The 19115-nt window shown below is 34.6% G+C and carries 20 protein-coding genes; 11 read left to right on the forward strand and 9 right to left on the reverse strand.

What is annotated here, in order from left to right; all coding sequences use genetic code 11:
* Positions 1–1408 precede the first annotated feature (1408 nt).
* From ACFPVY_RS08925 to ACFPVY_RS08935, 3 genes are all read left to right on the forward strand, one after another.
* A complete protein-coding gene (locus tag ACFPVY_RS08925; RefSeq protein ID WP_379792006.1) occupies positions 1409–1687 on the forward strand; it encodes a T9SS sorting signal type C domain-containing protein in 279 nt (92 codons plus the stop codon).
* Between the two features lie 10 nt (positions 1688–1697).
* The gene (locus tag ACFPVY_RS08930; protein ID WP_379791633.1) at positions 1698–1931 is read left to right on the forward strand and encodes a hypothetical protein; all 234 of its coding nucleotides are present in this window, start codon (positions 1698–1700) and stop codon (positions 1929–1931) included.
* A gap of 254 nt (positions 1932–2185) precedes the next feature.
* Positions 2186–6739, forward strand: a complete 4554-nt coding sequence (locus tag ACFPVY_RS08935; RefSeq protein ID WP_379791634.1) for a DUF8202 domain-containing protein — start codon at positions 2186–2188, stop codon at positions 6737–6739.
* Between the two features lie 95 nt (positions 6740–6834).
* Here ACFPVY_RS08935 and hisS read toward each other — a convergent pair whose 3' ends face one another.
* Positions 6835–8202 (reverse strand): histidine--tRNA ligase, encoded by a 1368-nt coding sequence (gene hisS, locus ACFPVY_RS08940; protein ID WP_379791635.1) that lies wholly within the window; start codon positions 8200–8202, stop codon positions 6835–6837.
* 203 nt (positions 8203–8405) lie between these two features.
* Here hisS and ACFPVY_RS08945 point away from each other — a divergent pair, with 203 nt between their 5' ends.
* A complete protein-coding gene (locus ACFPVY_RS08945; protein ID WP_379791636.1) occupies positions 8406–9647 on the forward strand; it encodes an ABC transporter permease in 1242 nt (413 codons plus the stop codon).
* A gap of 58 nt (positions 9648–9705) precedes the next feature.
* Here ACFPVY_RS08945 and prmC read toward each other — a convergent pair whose 3' ends face one another.
* The 5 genes from prmC to ACFPVY_RS08970 form a co-directional block, all read right to left on the reverse strand.
* Positions 9706–10554: a peptide chain release factor N(5)-glutamine methyltransferase gene (prmC, locus tag ACFPVY_RS08950; protein ID WP_379791637.1), complete on the reverse strand. Its 849-nt coding sequence runs from the start codon at positions 10552–10554 to the stop codon at positions 9706–9708.
* An 80-nt stretch (positions 10555–10634) separates the two neighbouring features.
* The gene (locus ACFPVY_RS08955; RefSeq protein WP_379791638.1) at positions 10635–11102 is read right to left on the reverse strand and encodes a hypothetical protein; all 468 of its coding nucleotides are present in this window, start codon (positions 11100–11102) and stop codon (positions 10635–10637) included.
* A 32-nt stretch (positions 11103–11134) separates the two neighbouring features.
* Positions 11135–11335: a hypothetical protein gene (locus tag ACFPVY_RS08960; RefSeq protein WP_379791639.1), complete on the reverse strand. Its 201-nt coding sequence runs from the start codon at positions 11333–11335 to the stop codon at positions 11135–11137.
* On the reverse strand, positions 11332–11943 hold the full coding sequence (locus ACFPVY_RS08965) for a hypothetical protein (protein WP_379791640.1): 612 nt from the start codon (positions 11941–11943) through the stop codon (positions 11332–11334). Before ACFPVY_RS08965 ends, ACFPVY_RS08960 begins: the two co-directional genes overlap by 4 nt.
* Before the next feature lie 3 nt (positions 11944–11946).
* Positions 11947–12432, reverse strand: a complete 486-nt coding sequence (locus ACFPVY_RS08970) for a GNAT family N-acetyltransferase (RefSeq protein ID WP_379791641.1) — start codon at positions 12430–12432, stop codon at positions 11947–11949.
* Positions 12433–12459: 27 nt separating this feature from the next.
* On the opposite strand from ACFPVY_RS08970, the gene ribD reads away from it, so the two are divergent.
* From ribD to ACFPVY_RS08985, 3 genes are read left to right on the forward strand one after another with little or no spacing between them, the layout of a single operon-like run.
* The gene (gene ribD, locus ACFPVY_RS08975; protein ID WP_379791642.1) at positions 12460–13500 is read left to right on the forward strand and encodes a bifunctional diaminohydroxyphosphoribosylaminopyrimidine deaminase/5-amino-6-(5-phosphoribosylamino)uracil reductase RibD; all 1041 of its coding nucleotides are present in this window, start codon (positions 12460–12462) and stop codon (positions 13498–13500) included.
* Positions 13497–14105, forward strand: a complete 609-nt coding sequence (locus tag ACFPVY_RS08980) for an HAD family hydrolase (RefSeq protein ID WP_379791643.1) — start codon at positions 13497–13499, stop codon at positions 14103–14105. The genes ribD and ACFPVY_RS08980 overlap by 4 nt, the downstream gene beginning before the upstream one ends.
* A gap of 3 nt (positions 14106–14108) precedes the next feature.
* The gene (locus ACFPVY_RS08985; RefSeq protein ID WP_379791644.1) at positions 14109–14720 is read left to right on the forward strand and encodes an IMPACT family protein; all 612 of its coding nucleotides are present in this window, start codon (positions 14109–14111) and stop codon (positions 14718–14720) included.
* A gap of 23 nt (positions 14721–14743) precedes the next feature.
* Here the strand turns inward: ACFPVY_RS08985 and ACFPVY_RS08990 are convergent, their stop codons facing one another.
* On the reverse strand, positions 14744–15154 hold the full coding sequence (locus tag ACFPVY_RS08990; protein WP_379791645.1) for an acyl-CoA thioesterase: 411 nt from the start codon (positions 15152–15154) through the stop codon (positions 14744–14746).
* A gap of 199 nt (positions 15155–15353) precedes the next feature.
* On the opposite strand from ACFPVY_RS08990, the gene dnaA reads away from it, so the two are divergent.
* Positions 15354–16781 carry a chromosomal replication initiator protein DnaA gene (dnaA, locus tag ACFPVY_RS08995; RefSeq protein ID WP_379791646.1) on the forward strand — a complete coding sequence of 476 codons (1428 nt, stop codon included), beginning with the start codon at positions 15354–15356 and terminating at the stop codon, positions 16779–16781.
* Positions 16782–16824: 43 nt separating this feature from the next.
* Positions 16825–17292 (forward strand): low molecular weight protein-tyrosine-phosphatase, encoded by a 468-nt coding sequence (locus ACFPVY_RS09000; RefSeq protein ID WP_379791647.1) that lies wholly within the window; start codon positions 16825–16827, stop codon positions 17290–17292.
* 27 nt (positions 17293–17319) lie between these two features.
* Here the strand turns inward: ACFPVY_RS09000 and ACFPVY_RS09005 are convergent, their stop codons facing one another.
* Positions 17320–17631 (reverse strand): type II toxin-antitoxin system RelE/ParE family toxin, encoded by a 312-nt coding sequence (locus tag ACFPVY_RS09005; RefSeq protein WP_379791648.1) that lies wholly within the window; start codon positions 17629–17631, stop codon positions 17320–17322.
* Positions 17616–17837, reverse strand: a complete 222-nt coding sequence (locus tag ACFPVY_RS09010; RefSeq protein WP_379791649.1) for a hypothetical protein — start codon at positions 17835–17837, stop codon at positions 17616–17618. Before ACFPVY_RS09010 ends, ACFPVY_RS09005 begins: the two co-directional genes overlap by 16 nt.
* Positions 17838–17954: 117 nt before the next feature.
* On the opposite strand from ACFPVY_RS09010, the gene ACFPVY_RS09015 reads away from it, so the two are divergent.
* Together ACFPVY_RS09015 and ACFPVY_RS09020 are read left to right on the forward strand one after the other, a co-directional pair.
* Positions 17955–18671, forward strand: coding sequence for an SAM-dependent methyltransferase (locus ACFPVY_RS09015; protein ID WP_379791650.1), 717 nt, complete (start codon positions 17955–17957; stop codon positions 18669–18671).
* An 87-nt stretch (positions 18672–18758) separates the two neighbouring features.
* Positions 18759–19079, forward strand: coding sequence for a hypothetical protein (locus ACFPVY_RS09020; RefSeq protein WP_379791651.1), 321 nt, complete (start codon positions 18759–18761; stop codon positions 19077–19079).
* The last annotated feature ends 36 nt before the right edge of the window (positions 19080–19115 follow it).

Genomic DNA, 19115 nt, shown 5'->3' on the forward strand with positions numbered 1-19115 from the left:
AAGTAGCAATTGTTATGGATCTATTACTGGAACAACAACAACTCAATTCCCTATAACAGCTCTTGGTACAACAGTTGTAACTTGGACTTTTAACGACGGAAACGGACAAACATCAACGGCCAATCAAAACGTAATTATTAGTGGCACAACTTGGAATGGTTCTTCGTGGTCAAATGGTTTGCCTACAGCTTCCTTGGGAGCAATTATTTCTGGAAATTTTACAGCAACCCAAGATTTAGTTGCATGCAGTCTTCTAGTTACAAATAATGCAAACGTTATTGTCAATGCTGGAGTTGACTTAACTATTTCTGGTGATGTAACTGTAAATAGTGGCGCAACATTAACTTTTCAAAATAATTCAAATTTATTACAGACTAAAAATACGAATGGAAACAGTGGTACAGCTTTTGTCAAAAGACAAACTTCTGCTATAATGAGGCAAGACTATAACCTTTGGTCAAGCCCCACTGCTACACAAGGACTATTAGCCTTTTCACCTGCAACATTAACCAATCGTTTTTATACTTACAATCCCACGACAAATCTATATAATGTAGTTGCCTCTCCTTCAACCACAAATTTTGATTTGGCAAAAGGATATTTAATTCGCGTATCAAACACCCACCCTACTTCGCCAACAATCTGGGAAGGCCAATTTAGCGGTGTATTGAACAATGGAAATTATACAGTTCCCGTAAATAATGCCACATATAATGCCATCGGAAATCCTTATCCGTCAACTATTAATGCAAATAACTTTATCAATGCAAATAACATTAACGAAGCAATTTATTTTTGGCGAAAGACAAATAATTCTTTAACAACTTCTTATGCAACTTACACGCAAGCTGGTGGAACCGCGAACGCTGGCGGACTTAGCAATATCACACCGAATGGATTCATTCAAGTTGGACAAGGATTTATCATAAAGTCAACTTCTTCTTCAGTAAATTTCAACAATAGCATGCGAACCGGAAATAATGCCAACCAATTTTTAAGAAATCTTGAAGAAGAAAAACATAGAATTTGGCTCAACCTTTCACATGACGGAATGCCAATAAATCAAATGATGGTCGCTTACATGAATGATGCAACCGAAGGAATTGATGATAAAATTGACGGAAGATTTATAAACGACAATCAAGTTGCTTTAAACTCGTTGATAAACGAAGAGGAATTTGTAATTCAAGGCAAATCATTACCTTTTTTAAATAGTGATATTGTTCCGTTGACCTTTAAAACTGATATCGCCGGAAATTTTTCTATTGCTATTGACCATGTCGATGGATTGTTCGAAAACGGCCAAGAAATTTTTATCAAAGACAAACTAACAAATTTCACTCACAAGCTAAATGACGGAGAATATCAATTTAATTCGCCTGTTGGGGTTTTCAATGACCGATTTGACATGGTTTATTTAAATAACGCGTTAGCAAATCCCAGTTTTAATTTTGAAGAAAACAATTTAATAGTTTATACAAAAGAAAGAAATTTGGTGATTAATTCCTCTCTACTTTTGATCAAAAATGTAAAAATATTTGACGTTAGAGGACGATTTTTATATGAAGCAAAAAATGTCAACACAAATTCTTTAGTAGTCAATGACATTGGCCTTGCAAGACAAACACTTATTTTACAAATCACAACAGAAGACAGCAATATAACTCATAAAAAAGTTATCTACTAAATTTAAAACTATGAAAAAATATATAAATTTAAAAATCTGGTTTTGCTTCTGTATAATGTGTAATTCATTAAGCGTGATTGCCCAACCTGGCGATGACAATCCAGATGGAACTCTTGAAGGAAACGATCCCACGGGAGTTCCAATTGAAAACAATATTTTAGCAACCATTTTAATTATTGCAATCATAGTATTTTGTTTAAAAAAGTTTATTTATTTAAACAAATCGACGACTTCAATAAAATAACCAAAATAAAAAGCTCTAATCTTAACGATTCGAGCTTTTTATTTTTTCTAAAACAATTAGTTTTCAACGACATAACTAAAAAATATTATACATTTTACTACTTATCTTATATAATTTCATTATATTTGTAGTAGATTATTAACATTTTAAAAATTGCATAAACTATAATGTTGTTTCCCCGATAACATTATAGTAGTATTCACAAACCCAAATCTATTTTTAACGAAATTATTAGTATCTAATCCCCATAAGATATGAAAAAAACCTACCCCCTCACCCGTGAGCTTTTGCTCGCGGTAATCTTCATGTTATGTACTTTTCAAGGTCGTTCTCAGACTGTATTAAATCAGGAAAAATTTGAAAGTGGAAATACTGGCATATGGACTGTCGGAAGCACTAACGTCGCCACTCAAACAACATTACCGTACAACGGAGCAAACTCAGTCAGATTTCGAGGAACAACCAATATGACCTTGACATCCAATTCATTAGCCGTTAATATCACTCCATACAATAAAATTGATATCAAATTTTTTTTAGCGAGTAGTAGTAATAATAGTGGAGAAACGATGATATTACAATATCGAGATGTCGCCACAAACGCTTGGCAAAATGTAAAAACAGTGATGGTAAGAACATCTGGAGGTGCCACACGGGACATTAATGTTACAAACCGATATCACGCATACCACGCAACTTTGCTTAACACAAACTTTAATTTTTTAGCGACTGGTCAGTTTCGATTTATAGCAAATTTAGCGGATGCAAATCGATTTCTCTATTTAGACAACATCTCGATTATTGGAACGACCTTTACAACTCCATCAAGAGGTCCCGGTGGCATAACTGCAAATCTTGAAACCTGGCTAAAAGCAGATAAAATAAACGGAACAAATGTTGATGCAGACAACTCCACAATCAATTCTTGGCAAGATCTAGGAAAAGGAAACGACGCAAGCGTAATCGACGATGAAAATGTCTCACTAACAAATAAACCAATATTTAAAAACAATCCTACAAATAATGTTAATTTCAATCCTGTTGTATACTTTAACAACGATAATTTAAGTGCACGTGACTACACAGGATTAACCAATCGTGCAGAACTTAATGCGACAGGTGGTTTTTTCAGTCAAGATCAGTTTATAGTTGTAATTAACGAAAATGGCACAACCTTAAGCAACTCAAGTGGAGTTAGAGACGTCTTTTGTGGACAAGAAGTTAACACGCAAACTTATGAAGAAGATATTTCCGGAATTGGTTTTGGAGATTATTCGCTGAGATTAGATCAAGAAATAATCAGTTATTGCATAGGAAACAGCCCAGTAGATGGTAGTGGAAATCCAGTTGCAGAAGCATCAAGAGGGTATGGAATAGCACAAACTGGCGCAGCAACTTACACCAACTTATTAGGAATAATTAATGCGAGACAAAATCTTGCAACGACGCCCACAGCGCAACAACTCTTTTATAATGGCTTATCAATAACAAATAAAGAAGTTGGCGCGCCGCAATATAGATCATACTCAAATCGAAGATTTTGGATAGGTCGTAGTCAAGCTTTTAACGGAAGTTTCAATGGAAGAATTGCCGAAGCAATTACATATTCTGCCAGAAAAAATGATGCTTCTGAAAGAAGAAGAATTGAGAGTTATCTAGCCATAAAATATGGAATAACCCTTGGCACAAATGGCGTTTCCATGGATTATCAAAATTCTGAAGGGAATGTTATTTGGAACCAAAATAATAATATCGGATACAATTTTAACATCGCCGGAATCGGCCGTGATGACCTGGCAGATTTAACTCAAAAACAATCTCGCAGTTCTAATTCTGCTGCTGAAGTGGCCATTGGTTTAGGAGAAGTTGCCACTACAAATACCGCAAACACAAATACCTTTTCAGTCGACAAGGCATTTTTAGTATGGGGATCAAACAATGCTGCTTTAACCCTAACAGGGACAACTACAACAAGTGTCACATTAGGTTCAAGCATAACAACAAATTTTATTCCAGCACTAAGAAAATATAAAATCGTGGAAACTGGAGGCGAAGTAGCACAAACTGTTGTTTCAATTCCTCAATCTTCTTTCTCTACATTGACAAGAACAGGAAGCCAAGAATATGTAATGATTGTTTCTTCTACTGCCAATTTTGCCAGCGCAGATATTATCGATGTTGTACCAATGACAACAAACGGTACAAACTATGAAACTTGGTATGATTTTGATGCAACAAAATTTTTCAGTTTTGGTGTTGCAAATATTTCGACCACAAAATACAGATTAGAAAATGATAATTCTGATTTTGTCGTGGGCGAAAAAGATGTTAACTTAAATAACGCGTTCACCGTTTCTTCATGGATAAGAACAACGAACAATAACGGTGTTTTTGTAGCAAAAAGTGGCGCTTACCAATTCTATGTAAACAATAACGGCAAGGTTGTGGGAAATTGGAATAACGCCGACAGAGTTGTAAGTAACGCTACAGTGACCACTGGAAGATGGCATTATGTTACAATAGCTTTTGCAAGCGGTACAGCCAAGATTTATATCGACGGTGTTTTAGATGCAACTGCAACGGGACAGCCAACACCAGCAACAAATAGCAGCAATTTTTCTATCGGAGGAGTTTGGACATCAAAAGCTTCAATAACAAGTCGTTTTTTGGGAGATATTGATGAAATTAGAATTTGGACAAATGAATTGACCGAAACTCAACTTCGATTTATCATGAATCAAGAAATTCTAAAAAGTGCAACAAACACTTTTGGAAAAGTCATCCCAAATACAATTACAAAAAATGATATTGCGACACTTTCTTGGAATAATTTGCAAGCTTATTATGACATGAACACGCTTTATGGAACTTGCATAAAAGATCTTTCTGACAATAATCGTTACGCAAGAATTAAATATTTGAATCCTGACAATAACATAATTGCTGGTCAAACCGCTCCTCTCCCTTACGTTTCGAGCACAAATGGTTTATGGCAAAATACGGCAACTTGGTCAAATGGAGCTGTTCAAAACATTGCAAACAGCCCTTCTCTTGTAACGCCTTCCATAAATATAGACTGGAACATCGTGCAAACGCAAAATGCCGTGGAGTCACAAGGAAACAAAACTCTTTTAGGATTAATTGTTTCAAGTAATACCTTGAGCGCAACAAATGATTCAAAAATTGAAGTTTCTCATTATTTAGATTTAGACGGAAAAATTGATTTGGTTGGAGAATCGCAACTAATTCAAACTTTAAATAGCGATTTAGACGTAACCAGCTTTGGATCAATTGAAAGAGACCAACAAGGAACCAAAATTATTTATGACTATAATTATTGGTGTTCACCTGTTGGAACTCCAAATACTACTTCAAACAACAATAGTTATACCGTAAACGGAGTTTTTAAAGACGGAACCACCACAACTCCAACAAATATAAATTGGGTTAGCGGTTACAATGGTTCTCCAACATCGCCAATTACGTTAGCAAGTTTTTGGATTTATAGATTTCAAAGTGCGGCAGGAGATTACGCAAACTGGGTTTACACTGGTCCAAACGGAACATTAAACGCCGCTCAAGGCTTTACTTTAAAAGGAAGTGGCGCAGCGACAGCCAATCAAAATTATACTTTTGTTGGAAAACCTAACAACGGTTTAATTCAATTTTCAATTGGTGCAAATTTGATTAATTTGACCGGAAATCCTTACGCATCAGCGATGGATGCGCAAGCTTTTATCTCCGCAAATAATGTTTCCACAACCGGAACTTTGTATTTCTGGGATCATTTTGGAGGCGGAACTCACAATTTAATGGGTTATCAAGGCGGTTATGCCACTTACAATAATTTAGGTGGCGTTGTGGCCATGTCACATCCGTCGCTTTCAAATGTTGGCCCTGGAACCAAACAACCACGACGTTATGTGGCAGTTGGGCAAGGATTTTTTATCCAAGCAAGTGCCGCCGGAGGAAATGTGATTTTCAATAATAACCAACGTGCGTTTTTTAAGGAAGACGGTACAAATTCAGTGATGTTCAGAAACGGAAATCAGACGTCAAATATTCCAGAAGTTGATTATTTCATGGATAATTCAGAAGACGAAATTCAAGAAGACAATCAGTTTATGAAAATACGTCTGGGTTATAAAACGAAGGATGATTATCGCAGACAAGTACTTTTAGGCTTCGCAAATGAGAATGCCACAAGCGAAATTGATCCTGGATATGACGCAGTAACTATGGACGATCAAGAAAATGATATGTACTTTTTACATGGAGATAAAAGACTGATTATTCAAGGAGATGGCTTTTTCAACATCAACAACAGTTACCAAATTGGGATAAAATCTAGCGGTGTCGGAACAGTGAAATTTGCAATTGATGAAATAGAAAATTTCGACGAAAATCAGCCCGTTTATATTTTCGATAGTTTAACAGCCATTTATCACAACATTAAAACGGAAACTTTTCAAATTGAATTACCTGAAGGAACTTTCGACGAAAGATTTTCATTGCGATTTACAAACGGAGAAAATTTGGGAACTGAAACGCCAACATTCTTAAACGGAATTCAAGTGGCTTTTACCAGCAACAACAATGTTTTACATATCAAAAATCAATTGGTTGACACCACCGTTAATTCAGCAACGCTTTTCAGTATTTTAGGACAGAAATTAGGGACTTACGATGTTGAAAATCAGGCACAGCAATCAATTCAAATTCCGATTTCGAATATAAGCGCGGGAACTTACATTGTAAAAATCGAAACAACGAATGGTAATTTGAGCAAGAAAATAATTATCAAATAATACAAAAAGAGTTTATTTTTAGGTTTTTAGAACGAAAAAGTCCCGTAACAATTGTTGCGGGACTTTTCATTTTTATTGATTTTAATTTATAAATCCTATTTCAATAATTCTTTCAAACCGTCAAAATCAACCGTAAGTTTTTCTCCCGACAGTAGATTTTTTACGCTAAAAGTTTTGGTTTCCATTTCGTTATTTCCAACCATCACCGCAAACGGAATCAAGCGTTTTTCTGCGTATTTAAACTGCTTGTCCATTTTTGCTTTGTCTGGATATAATTCTACTTTGATATTTTCATCGCGCAATTGCGAAATAATTTTCATCGAATAAAAAGCTTCGTCAATTCCATAATTGAAGAAAATGGCTTTTGAAGAAGTAGTCACCGTTTCAGGAAACAAATTCAATTCGTCTATAACCAAATAAATTCGGTCTAATCCAAAGGAAATTCCAACGCCACTCATGTTTTTTAATCCGAAGATTCCGGTCAAGTCATCATATCTTCCGCCACCACCGATGGAACCCATTGCAACCGTTTTTGGCGGAGCCACTTCAAAAATTGCTCCTGTATAATAATTCAAACCTCTGGCCAAAGTCACGTCCAAATCTAAAATTGATTTTTTCAATCCTAATTCCACGACTTTTTCACAGATAAATTGCAACTCTTCTACTCCTTTTCTACCTTCTTCGGAAGAAGAAAGTAAATCAGAAAGTTGGCTTATTTTCTCGGAAATCGTTCCTGTAAAATTGAATAACGGCTGTACTTTTTGAATAGCTTCGGCAGAAATTCCTTTTTCAAGCATTTCTTTTTTCACGCCGTCCTCGCCTATTTTGTCTAATTTATCAAGAGCAACCGTGAAGTCGATCAATTTATCAGAAGCTCCGATAACTTCCGCAATTCCTGATAAGATTTTTCTGTTGTTGATTTTTATGGTAACGTCTTCCAAGCCTAATTCTGTAAAAACCGAATCATATAATTGTACCAATTCAATTTCTTGAAAAAGCGAAGTCGAACCCACAACGTCAGCATCACATTGGTAAAATTCTCTAAAACGCCCTTTTTGCGGATTATCAGCGCGCCAAACGGGTTGGATTTGATATCTTTTGAAAGGAAATTCCAATTCACTTTGGTGCTGAACAACATATCTCGCAAACGGAACTGTCAAATCATAACGCAAAGCTTTTTCAGAAAGCGAACTTGAAAACTTGGCTAAATTGCCATTTTCCAAAGCATTTAAATCGGCTTTTTTAACTTTGTCTCCAGAATTCAAAATCTTAAAAATCAAGCGGTCGCCTTCTTCTCCATATTTTCCCATCAAGGTTTCAGAGTTTTCAAAAGATGGCGTTTCTATGGGCTGATAGCCGAATTTTTCAAAATTATTTTTGATGATTTGGATGATATATTGTCTCTTTGAAACTTCAATTGGTGAGAAATCTCGGGTTCCTTTTGGGATGCCTGGTTTTGCCATTTTTATTCGATTTTTAGACTTCTTAGATTTTTAGACAGTTAGACCTATTTAAGCAGATTTTCGGACTTTACGACCTTCGACTTTTAAACTTTGGACTTGGGTTGCAAATATCTTACTTTATTTTTAGAAATTAGTTTTTAGAATTGAGAATTGAGCGTTACATTTGACTTTAGAGTTTGGACTCCTGACTAAAAATTAAAATTATGCTAAAACTGCTGAGAGAAAATGTGAGTATTGCGATGGGTTCGATCAGAACGCAACTGTTGCGAACGACTTTGACGGTGTTGATTATTGCTATTGGAATCACGGCTTTGGTTGGGATTTTGACACTGGTTTCGGCTTTGGAAAATACAATTTCTGGCAATTTTTCTTCGATGGGATCGAATACTTTTTCGATGAGTCAGTACGATGCTTCGGCACAAATCAACCGAAATAATAGCGTTGAAAAGATAAATCCAATCATCAGTTATCCGCAAGCAAAAGCGTTTCAGGAGAAGTACCAATATCCGTTCACGACGACTTCTTTGTCATTCACAGCAACTTCAACAGCCGAAATTAAATATGAAAGCAAGAAAACAGATCCGGATATTTCAGTTCTTGGAGTGGATGAAAATTTCTTGGTAAACTCTGGTTTGGAAACACAATTGGGCAGGAATTTCACGGCTTTTGACGTTCAAAATAACAGTTATGTTTGCCTCGTTGGTTCTGACTTTTTGAAAGGGCTTTTAAAAGATGTAAACCCGATTGACAAGGTGATTTCGGTTCGAGGCGCCAAATTTAAAGTCATCGGCGTATTGAAAGAAAAAGGTTCGACGTTTGGAAACGCACAGGATTTGAGAGTGATGATCCCAACGCAAGTTGCGCGTTCACTTTTTACCGCTCCAAATATTAATTATGACTTAAAAGTGATGATTAATAAAAAGGAATTGCTTGACGCGGCGGTGGATGACGCGATTATCACGATGCGAAGAGTGCGAAAATTAAATCCGGTTGAGGAAAATAATTTTGGAATTACTCGAAGTGATGAGTTGCTTCAAATGGTGATGTCGCAAACGGCGGCTTTGGGAATTTCGGCTTGGGTGATTGGAATTATTACTATTTTTGGATCGTCAATCGCTTTAATGAATATTATGATTGTTTCGGTAACTGAAAGAACGCGTGAAATTGGCGTTAGGAAAGCACTTGGAGCAAAACGCTCCACGATTGCATTTCAGTTTTTTACCGAAAGTTTAGTCATCGGACAATTAGGCGGATTTGTTGGAATTATTCTCGGGGTTTTAATCGGCTGGGGAATTTCTACTGCTTTGGATTTTGCATTTGTCGCTCCGTGGATGGCGATAATTGCAGCCGTTGTGATTAGCTTTTTAGTTGCTTTAGTTTCTGGATTGTATCCCGCGATTAAAGCGGCATATTTAGATCCGATTGAGGCTTTGCGTTATGAATAAGTTCGCAGATTTTAGTTTTCAGTTAGCAGTCCAACTAAATGGTTGAACTTCTAACCGATTAAACCTTTTTCCCAAAAATCATCCTATCATTTTCATAAATATCTTTTCGCAATTCAATATTTTTGAAGTTTTTTACTTCTAACAAATCAATCATTTCTTTTCCTAAATATTGATTGATTTCAAAATAAAGCTGTCCGTTTTCAGTAAGATTTTTTTGCGCTAATTCTGAAATTTTTCGGTAGAAAATTAAAGCGTCATTATCTTCGACAAACAAAGCCAGATGCGGTTCGTAATCCAAAACATTCTTTTTAATTTCTTCTTTTTCCAAATTTCTCACGTAAGGCGGATTAGAAACGATAATATCAAACTGCTGTTCTAAATCTTCTGTTTCTAAAATATTTTTTATCAGAAAAGTAACTTCTGTTTCATTTTTCAACGCATTTTTTTTGGCAGTTTCCAAAGCTTTTTTAGAAACATCAATGGCAAAAACTTTTGCGTGCGGAAGATTTTTGGCCAATGAAATCGCAATACAACCCGAACCAGTTCCTATATCCAGAATTTTTATTTCTTCTGAAAATTCATTGTTTTTAATAATCCATTCGACCAATTCTTCGGTTTCCGGCCTTGGAATCAACGTATTTTCATTGACTTCAAATTCCAATCCGTAGAAATGTGCGTTTCCTAAAATATACTGAATCGGGATTTCTTTTTCTAATTTTTCTAAAACTGAATTCCATTTTGCCAAATCTTCTTCCGAAAAAACATACGTTGGATTCAACGCCAAATCAATTCGCTTCATTTGATGAAAATCCTCTAAAATGATATAAAAGAAACTTTCGGCTTCAAGAACATCATATAAAGGAAGGAGTTTTTCGATGAAATTATTTCTGTAGTCTTTGGCGAGCATTTTTTTTTGGGTTGAGGTTTTTGGGCGAAAGGTTTAGGGAATATTCTTTTTAAAAACGTAATGAATGTAAGGATATTTTTTCATATTACAGAGAATCTTTTTAAAACTATTGGTTCTGAAAATTCTTCTTTCCAAATTTGAATCAAATAAGAATCTTGTGGATTTTCATCAAAAGCCAAAGCCAAATTCCTAGAGTAAATCCTAGCTCTAAATTCTCCATTTTCTACCTCAGTTTGAAATTGAACTTCAGAATTTGGACAATCTAAAACCTGAAAAAATCCAGAGTCGATTTTTAAACTTGCTTCAACAATATGGTCAAAGTCGTTAAAATCAACTTTTAGATTTCTAGAAACTAATATTTCAAATTCACATTTCACAATTCCTTCTTCATTACCTATAGCAATTCCGAGAATTCCATTTTCTACTGCAATTTTGTTATCATAAGCTTTGTCGGTCCAAAAATTTTCCGAATCTGTCTGTCCTAAAAAATTTTTATCGCAAATATAGAATTGCCCATAATCAGTTGTAAAATCTAAATTAAATTTCATAAAAACATTTTACATTTTTAATTCCGCCTAAATCAACAATCAAACTGAATCGCGATTTCTGAAACTTTTTTAACCACATTTTCTTTCTCCGCTTTTGAAGAAAGAAACAAAATTACTCTTTCTTCTTCGTAATTTCTATTGGCTCCAAAGATAAAATCTAGTTTTCCGTCGTTGTCAATGTCGCCGGCGAAAAGCAATTCCACGAAAGTGTCGTTAAACGATTCTTCTTTCAACAACAATTTTTCTGGAATGTCTTTGGTAGAAATATATAATTTGTAGTTTTCAACCACTTGAAAGGTTTCGAAGCCATTGTCTGTATGTACTTTTCTGAAGAAAGCACTTTGCCTTCCGCTCTTAAGAAATAATCTACATTATTAAAAGTGAAAGTTATTTTTTCATTTGGCCAAATTTTATTCTTAGCAATTTTTAAAAACTTGATTTCTCCTAATTTTGAGTCTTTCAAATCCATAAAAAGCACAGTTTTATTCTTAGATTCAATTATTCTTGTGGAATCTCCAATGCATTCGTCGTAACCGCTTTCTAACTTAAAATCGGCTTTGCCTAAGTAATATTTCCCGTTTTTTTCATACAAATCAATCCAGTTTTTGGTGATTGCATTGGCTTCATTTTTTCCTTCCCAATTGCGGTAACTTCTTGGAATAAGGATATCAAAATCGTTTTTAAATTCAATTTCTTCTTCCACAATTTCTTCTTTTGGAAGAATTTCTTCTACCGAAGAAGTGTCTGAAATTTCCACAATTTCTTCTTTTTCAATTTCTTTAGAATTGTTGCAAGAAACTAAAATCGAAAGCAAAAACAAAGAGAAAAATAGCTGTTTCATATCTTATAATTCTTTAAGCATCCAAACCGGACAAGCATTGTGGCCTGTGTTTCCCAATGGTTTATCCAAATATTGAAATCCTGATTTTTTGTATAAATTTTGTGCGTTTGTCATGTACGGCATCGTTTCCAAATAACATTTTTTGAATTCAAATTGGCGCGCTTTTTCTAGACAAACTTCCATCAATTTGGCTCCAAGTCCGAAACCTCTTGCTTCTGGTAAAAAATACATTTTCTGAAGTTCACAGATTTCTTTTGGTCCATTTTCCAACGGAGCAATTCCAGCACCGCCGATAATTTTCCCTTCATTTTCAACCACAAAATACGCCGATTTTTCTTCAGAATAATTTTCAAACATAAAATCAAGCGACGGATCCGCAAAAGCCGTTCCTACTTTTGGCACGTTGTGTTCGATTAACACATCGCGAATCACTTTGGCAATCACAACATTGTCAGCCTTTTGGATTTCTCTAATAATTATCGCATTCATTTTGACAGAAAAAGGTATTTTTGTGATGTGAAGATACACGAAAAATATATAAAACGTTGCATTGAACTCGCCAAAAATGGCATGGGAACGACCTATCCAAATCCGTTGGTGGGAAGCGTAATCGTTTATGAGAACCAAATTATTGGCGAAGGTTGGCATCGAAAAGCGGGTGAACCACACGCTGAAGTCAACGCTGTAAATTCCGTAAAAGATAAATCTTTGCTGGCAAAATCCACAATTTATGTGAGTCTGGAGCCTTGCAGTCATTTCGGAAAAACGCCTCCGTGTTGTGATTTGATAATCGCCAATAAAATTCCGAATATCGTAATTGGAACTATTGACCCGTTTGCAAAAGTTTCCGGAAACGGCATCAAGAAATTAATTGAAGCTGGAAGAAATGTGACCGTTGGAATTCTAGAAGATGAATGCAATGAATTGAACAAGCGCTTTTTTACGTTCCATAAAAACAAAAGACCTTACGTAATTTTAAAATGGGCCGAAAGTCAAGACGGATTTTTGAGTCCTATATATAAGGAAGAAAAAAAACCGGTTTGGATTACGAATCAATATTCAAGACAATTGGTTCATAAATGGCGAACTGAAGAACAGGCGATTTTGGTTGGAACTCAGACGGTTTTAGACGATAATCCAAAGTTGGATTCCCGCGATTGGAAAGGCAATAATCCGGTTAGAATTGTTTTAGACAGAACTGGAAAAATTCAAAATAATTACTTTGTAAAAGACAATAAATTAAACACAATTATCATTACAGAGCAGGAAAATTTACAGAATGCCTCGAAAATTTCCTTTGAAAATGCTATCTTTGATAGTAAGCTCGCTTTTTCCGTTCTGGATATTTTGTATAAAAAAGACATCCAATCTGTGATAATTGAAGGCGGAAAACAAACGTTGCAAACTTTCATCGATGCGAATCTTTGGGACGAAGCGCGTGTTTTTAAAGGAACAAATTCTTTTGTAAACGGGACAAAAGCTCCCGATTTTAAAGGAAATTTGGTTTCAAAAGAAGCAATTTTGAATGACGAACTTCTAATTTTCAAAAAGGTATGATCACAACGATAATTTTTGATTTTGGAGATATTTTCATAAATATCAATTTCAAGGCGATGGAAGATGCGATGAAATCTCTTGGCCTGAAGGAATGGAACGACGATTTGGACAAACTCAATTATAAATTTGAAAAAGGAAAAATAAAGGAAGAAGACTTTTTGAAAGGAATCCAGAAGTATGTTCCAAATGCTTCTTTGGAAGAAATCAAAACCGCTTGGAGCAAGGTGCTTCTAGACTTTCCTTTATATAGATTAGAATTTCTTCAGAATCTTTCGCACAATTATCAATTGTTTCTTTTGAGCAATACCGATTCGATTCACGTGGAGCAATTTGAAAATATGGTTGGCGAATCGTTCAGCCGTGATTTTTACCAATGTTTTGAAAAAGTGTATTTCTCCTTTGAAATTGGACAGCGAAAACCAGAACCCGAAGCCTTCCAATATATTATTAACAAACACGAATTGTCAGTCAAACGCACTTTGTTTGTCGACGACAGAAAAACCAACACCGATATTGCCGAAAGCCTTGGTATGAAAGTCTGGAACTTGAAAGTTGGCGAAGAAGATGTTGTTGATTTATTCGAGAAAAAAATTATTCCGCTTTAGATTTTGGAACTAAAAGATACTTACAGAACGCTTGATTTTCCTTCGGAAGAAATTTTATACAAAGAAAAAAACAGCAAATTTTTCGGATACGCCTTCCCTATTTCTTCGGAAGACGAAGCAAAAACAATACTTGAAAGTTTAAGAAAACAACACAGTTCGGCAGGACATTGCTGTTACGCTTTTCAAATTGGCACTGATAAAATTCAATTCAGAGCAAATGACGACGGCGAACCTTCCAACTCTGCCGGAATGCCGATTTATGGACAAATTCAGTCTTTTGATGTTACCAATTTATTAGTTGCTGTTGTAAGATATTTTGGTGGCGTAAAATTGGGCGTTGGCGGATTGATTTCGGCTTATAAAATTTCGGCACAAATGGCTCTGGAAGCTTCCGAAATTGTCGAAAAAACGATTGACATTCATTTCATCATCAAATTCGATTATAAAAATATGAATAAGGTGATGCGAGTTATCAAAGAAAAAAACTTGGATATCGTTTCTCAAAAGATGGAAATGAGTTGCGAAATTGAAATCAAAACTCGAAAAAAAAATGCCGAAATGATATTCGACATTTTTTCTAATTTATACGAAATTGACATAAAATTGAACGAATAAATTCCAATTTTGCGAATTCAATATCATTCTTCAATAAACGCTAAAAGTTTCTCAGAAACATAGCTTGGAGGAAGCGTTGGACGACCCGTTTTCATATCCACAAAAACCAACATCGAAGTTCCCGTTGTTAATAACTCATCCTTTTCATTGAATATCTCATAGTCGAATTCTATCTTCACAGACGTCTGGCTTTTGAAGATGGTTTTCACCCGAATCAAATCGTCATAACGCGCTGGCTTTTTATAATTCATCGTCAAAGAAACTACAGGAAGCATGATTCCATTTTCTTCCATGAATTTATAAGACAACCCTAGGTTTCTCAGCCACTCCACGCGTCCCATCTCAAAATATTGGGCGTAATTTCCGTGGTAAACAACGCCCATTTGGTCTGTTTCTGCGTATCTTACTCTTACTTTAAATTCAAATTCTCGCATATTATTATTTACTAATACATTAATTTTAATGTAGCTAATTTCCCAAACTACTTACAACAATATTTTTATAAAATCAATCCCTATTTAATTTTTTTTTACAGATTTTTGTCACATATTTGTTCTCCCAAAGAAGTTACAAAAGATGTACTTTTCTTTTGTAGGAATTACTTTTAACAAACATAATAATTTAACTCAATATATGAACAAAACTGCGCAATCGGTATGGGAAAACTGTCTGTTATTTATAAAGGACAATATTCAGGACCAAGCTTATAAAACTTGGTTCGAACCAATTAAATCGGTTGAGCTAACTGACAACGCTTTGTATATTCAAGTTCCGAGTAAATTCTTTTATGAATGGCTCGAAGAACACTACGTTAAATTATTAAAAGTCGCTTTGACCAAAGAACTTGGTAAAAATGCAAAGTTACTTTATAAAATTAAGATGGAAAACACTTATGGCAACAAACAACCGTTTACGGAACAATTGCCAAGTGCGCACAGAAGCCCTGTAAAACCTCAGGAAGTTGATGTTCCATTGCAAAATAAAAATCCTGAATTAAAAAATCCTTTTATCATTCCGGGAATCAGAAACGTGAAAATCGAGTCACAACTGAATGCAAATTACAGTTTTGACAATTTTCTTGAAGGAGATTCAAACCGTTTGGCGCGTTCTGCAGGTATGGCTGTGGCCAATAAACCTGGAGGAACTTCATTCAATCCGCTATTGATTTTTGGTGGAGTTGGTTTGGGAAAAACACACTTGGCACACGCTATTGGTGTGGAAATAAAAGATAAATATCCCGAAAAAACGGTTCTTTATATTTCTGCGGAAATTTTCACGCAACAATATATTGAGTCTGTAAAGAAAAATACACGTAATGATTTTATTCATTTCTATCAATTAATTGACGTTCTAATTATTGACGACGTTCAATTTTTGTCAGGAAAGACGGGAACTCAAGACGTATTTTTCCATATTTTTAACTACTTGCACCAAAACGGAAAACAGGTCATCTTGACTTCAGACAAGGCGCCTGTGGATATGCAAGACATCGAACAAAGATTACTTTCTCGTTTTAAATGGGGACTTTCTGCGGAGTTGCACCAACCTGATTATGAAACAAGAATTTCTATCTTAAAGAATATTTTGTATCGCGACGGCGTTGAAGTTCCTGAAGAAATTTTAGAATATGTGGCGAGAAATATCAAGTCAAATGTTCGTGAATTAGAAGGTGCTATTATTTCCTTGATTGCACAATCTTCTTTCAACAAAAAGGAGGTTACGCTGGAATTGGCGAAACAAGTTGTTGAGAAATTCGTCAAGAATGTAAAACGCGAAATTTCAATCGATTATATCCAAAAAGTGGTTTCAGATTATTTCCAGTTGGATTTGGATATGCTTCAGTCAAAGACAAGAAAACGTCACGTGGTTCAAGCGAGGCAGTTGGCGATGTTTTTTGCGAAGAAATATACCAAAGCTTCGTTGGCAAATATTGGTTCACAAATTGGAGACCGCGATCACGCAACGGTTCTTCACGCTTGTAAAACGGTTGACAACTTGGTTTCAACAGACAAGCAGTTCAAGAAATTTGTGGACGATATCAACAAAAAATTATCTTTATAAGAGTTCGGTATTTCTGAAATCTTATATCTGAAATCTCGAAATTATGCCTATAAAAATCTTAATGGTTTGCCTTGGAAACATTTGCCGTTCGCCTTTGGCAGAAGGTATTTTGCAGTCCAAGCTTCCGCGAGATAAATTTATAGTAGATTCTGCTGGAACCGGAAATTGGCACGTTGGAAGACAACCTGACTCCAGATCTATTGCCATTGCAAAATTAAAAGGATTAGATATTTCTAAACAAAAAGGAAGACAATTTACTACAAAAGACTTTGAAACCAATGATTATATTTTTGTAATGGACAATTCTAATTACAAAGACGTGATTCAATTGGCTCCAAATCAAGAGGCAAAATCAAAAGTTAGCTTGATTCTTAATGACTTATTTCCAAATGAAAATGTAGATGTTCCAGATCCTTATTATGGAATGGAAGACGGTTTTTCAAATGTTTATGGAATGCTTGATGAAGTTTGTGAGATTATTGCAGAGAAATTGATTGCTAAGCATTCGTAAGGTTTACCCCAGATTTTTGGATTTTTTCTATTCTATTTCTTCTAAATTAGAATTTAAACTTTGAGGATTTCTTCTTTCGTCCCAAATCAATTTGACGATAATTTCATCTTTTGTAATGGAAAAGAAAACAGAAATATGTTTATGTGTAAAATAATATAAATCTTTAATTGACGTCTTTTGCGGAAATGCAATTTTTGAATCTAATTTTTTGATTTTCTGCGTAATTTCTCTATATAATTTTTCACTGTAGATTTTACTTTTATTTCTTTCTTGATAATAATCCATAATGCTGAACATTTGTATCTCAGCATTTTTCAGCCAAATTATTTTTTTTGCCATTCTTTGAATTTTTCATCCATCGCTTGATCATCAATAAATTCTCCCTTTTCATATTGATTTTCGGCTTCATTGACTAAAGAAATTTGATCTTGTGACAATTGATATTTAGAACTATCCAAAATAGTTTTAATTTTTTCAAGCAAAGTAATATCTTCTATTTCAGATATTTGCTCAATTATTTGTTGTTGTAAAGAAATTGTCGCCATAACAAATTAGTTTGAATTACAAATTTACATCTTTTTACAATCAGTATTACAATATTAAATTTCGCAATCACTTTCAGAATCCCTAAATTTACAATCTAATAAAACGAAATAATTACGATGAAATCTTTAGGAAAATTATACTTAATTCCAACCACTCTTGGCGAAAGCGACCCAATGGATGTCTTGCCACAAACCGTAAAAAGAGCGATTGACTTCATTGATTATTATATTGTTGAAAATGAAAAAACAGCTAGAAAATCAATAAAAATTGTTCATCCCGAAAAAAAACAGCCTGATTTAAAAATCAGTTTATTGAACAAACATACCGACGTAAAAGAACATTCAGAAATGATTGCACCTTGCTTACAAGGAATCAATGTTGGTTTAATGTCAGAAGCTGGTTGTCCTGGCGTTGCAGATCCTGGTGCTGCGATTGTAAAAATTGCACACGAAAAGGGAATTCAAGTAGTTCCTTTAGTCGGACCTTCTTCTATTTTATTAGCCTTGATGGGTTCTGGAATGAACGGACAAAGTTTTGCTTTCAACGGCTATCTTCCTATTGAAAAATCAGAGAAGAAAACAGCTTTAAAAAATTTGGAGAAATTGTCTTTTGACAAAAACCAATCGCAGTTGTTTATTGAAACTCCTTATCGAAATAATAAATTATTGGAAGATATTTTGCAGTCTTTACAGCCAAATACGCATTTGTGCATTGCTTGCGACATCACTTTGCCAACTGAATACATCAAAACTTTTAGAGTAGCGGATTGGAAAAAAACGAAGGTTGATTTACATAATAGACCTTGTATCTTTATCATTCATAGGATGAATTAAAAAAATATAACAAAAATTTGTTTAAATGTAATTTTTAGCGTTATTTTACCTAAATAAGATTTTTCTTATTCACTTAAATTACATGCCATGAATTTCTTAAAACAAATAAACCGAATTAAGGAAACTCATATCTTAATTTTAAATGAGCAAACAGGTAATCCCGAAGAATTTGCTATAAAGCTCCACATTTCAAGAAGCCATTTATATAATGTTCTCGAATCTTTAAAAGATTTTGGAGCTGTAATTAAGTATAGCAAAAAATCAGAAAGCTTTTATTATGGTTCGCCATTTGACTTAGAGCTTCACTATTCTTTAAAAATAATTTCAAATGACGAAACCAAAGAAATTTTTGGTGGTTTTTTATTGCGTCCAACTTTATTAGACGGAACTCTTCTTTATTTGCAGTAACAAATAGTTCTCGCGAAACAAAATTGTTATTGTTTA

The organism is Flavobacterium qiangtangense (assembly GCF_042658345.1).
Classification (GTDB): domain Bacteria; phylum Bacteroidota; class Bacteroidia; order Flavobacteriales; family Flavobacteriaceae; genus Flavobacterium; species Flavobacterium qiangtangense.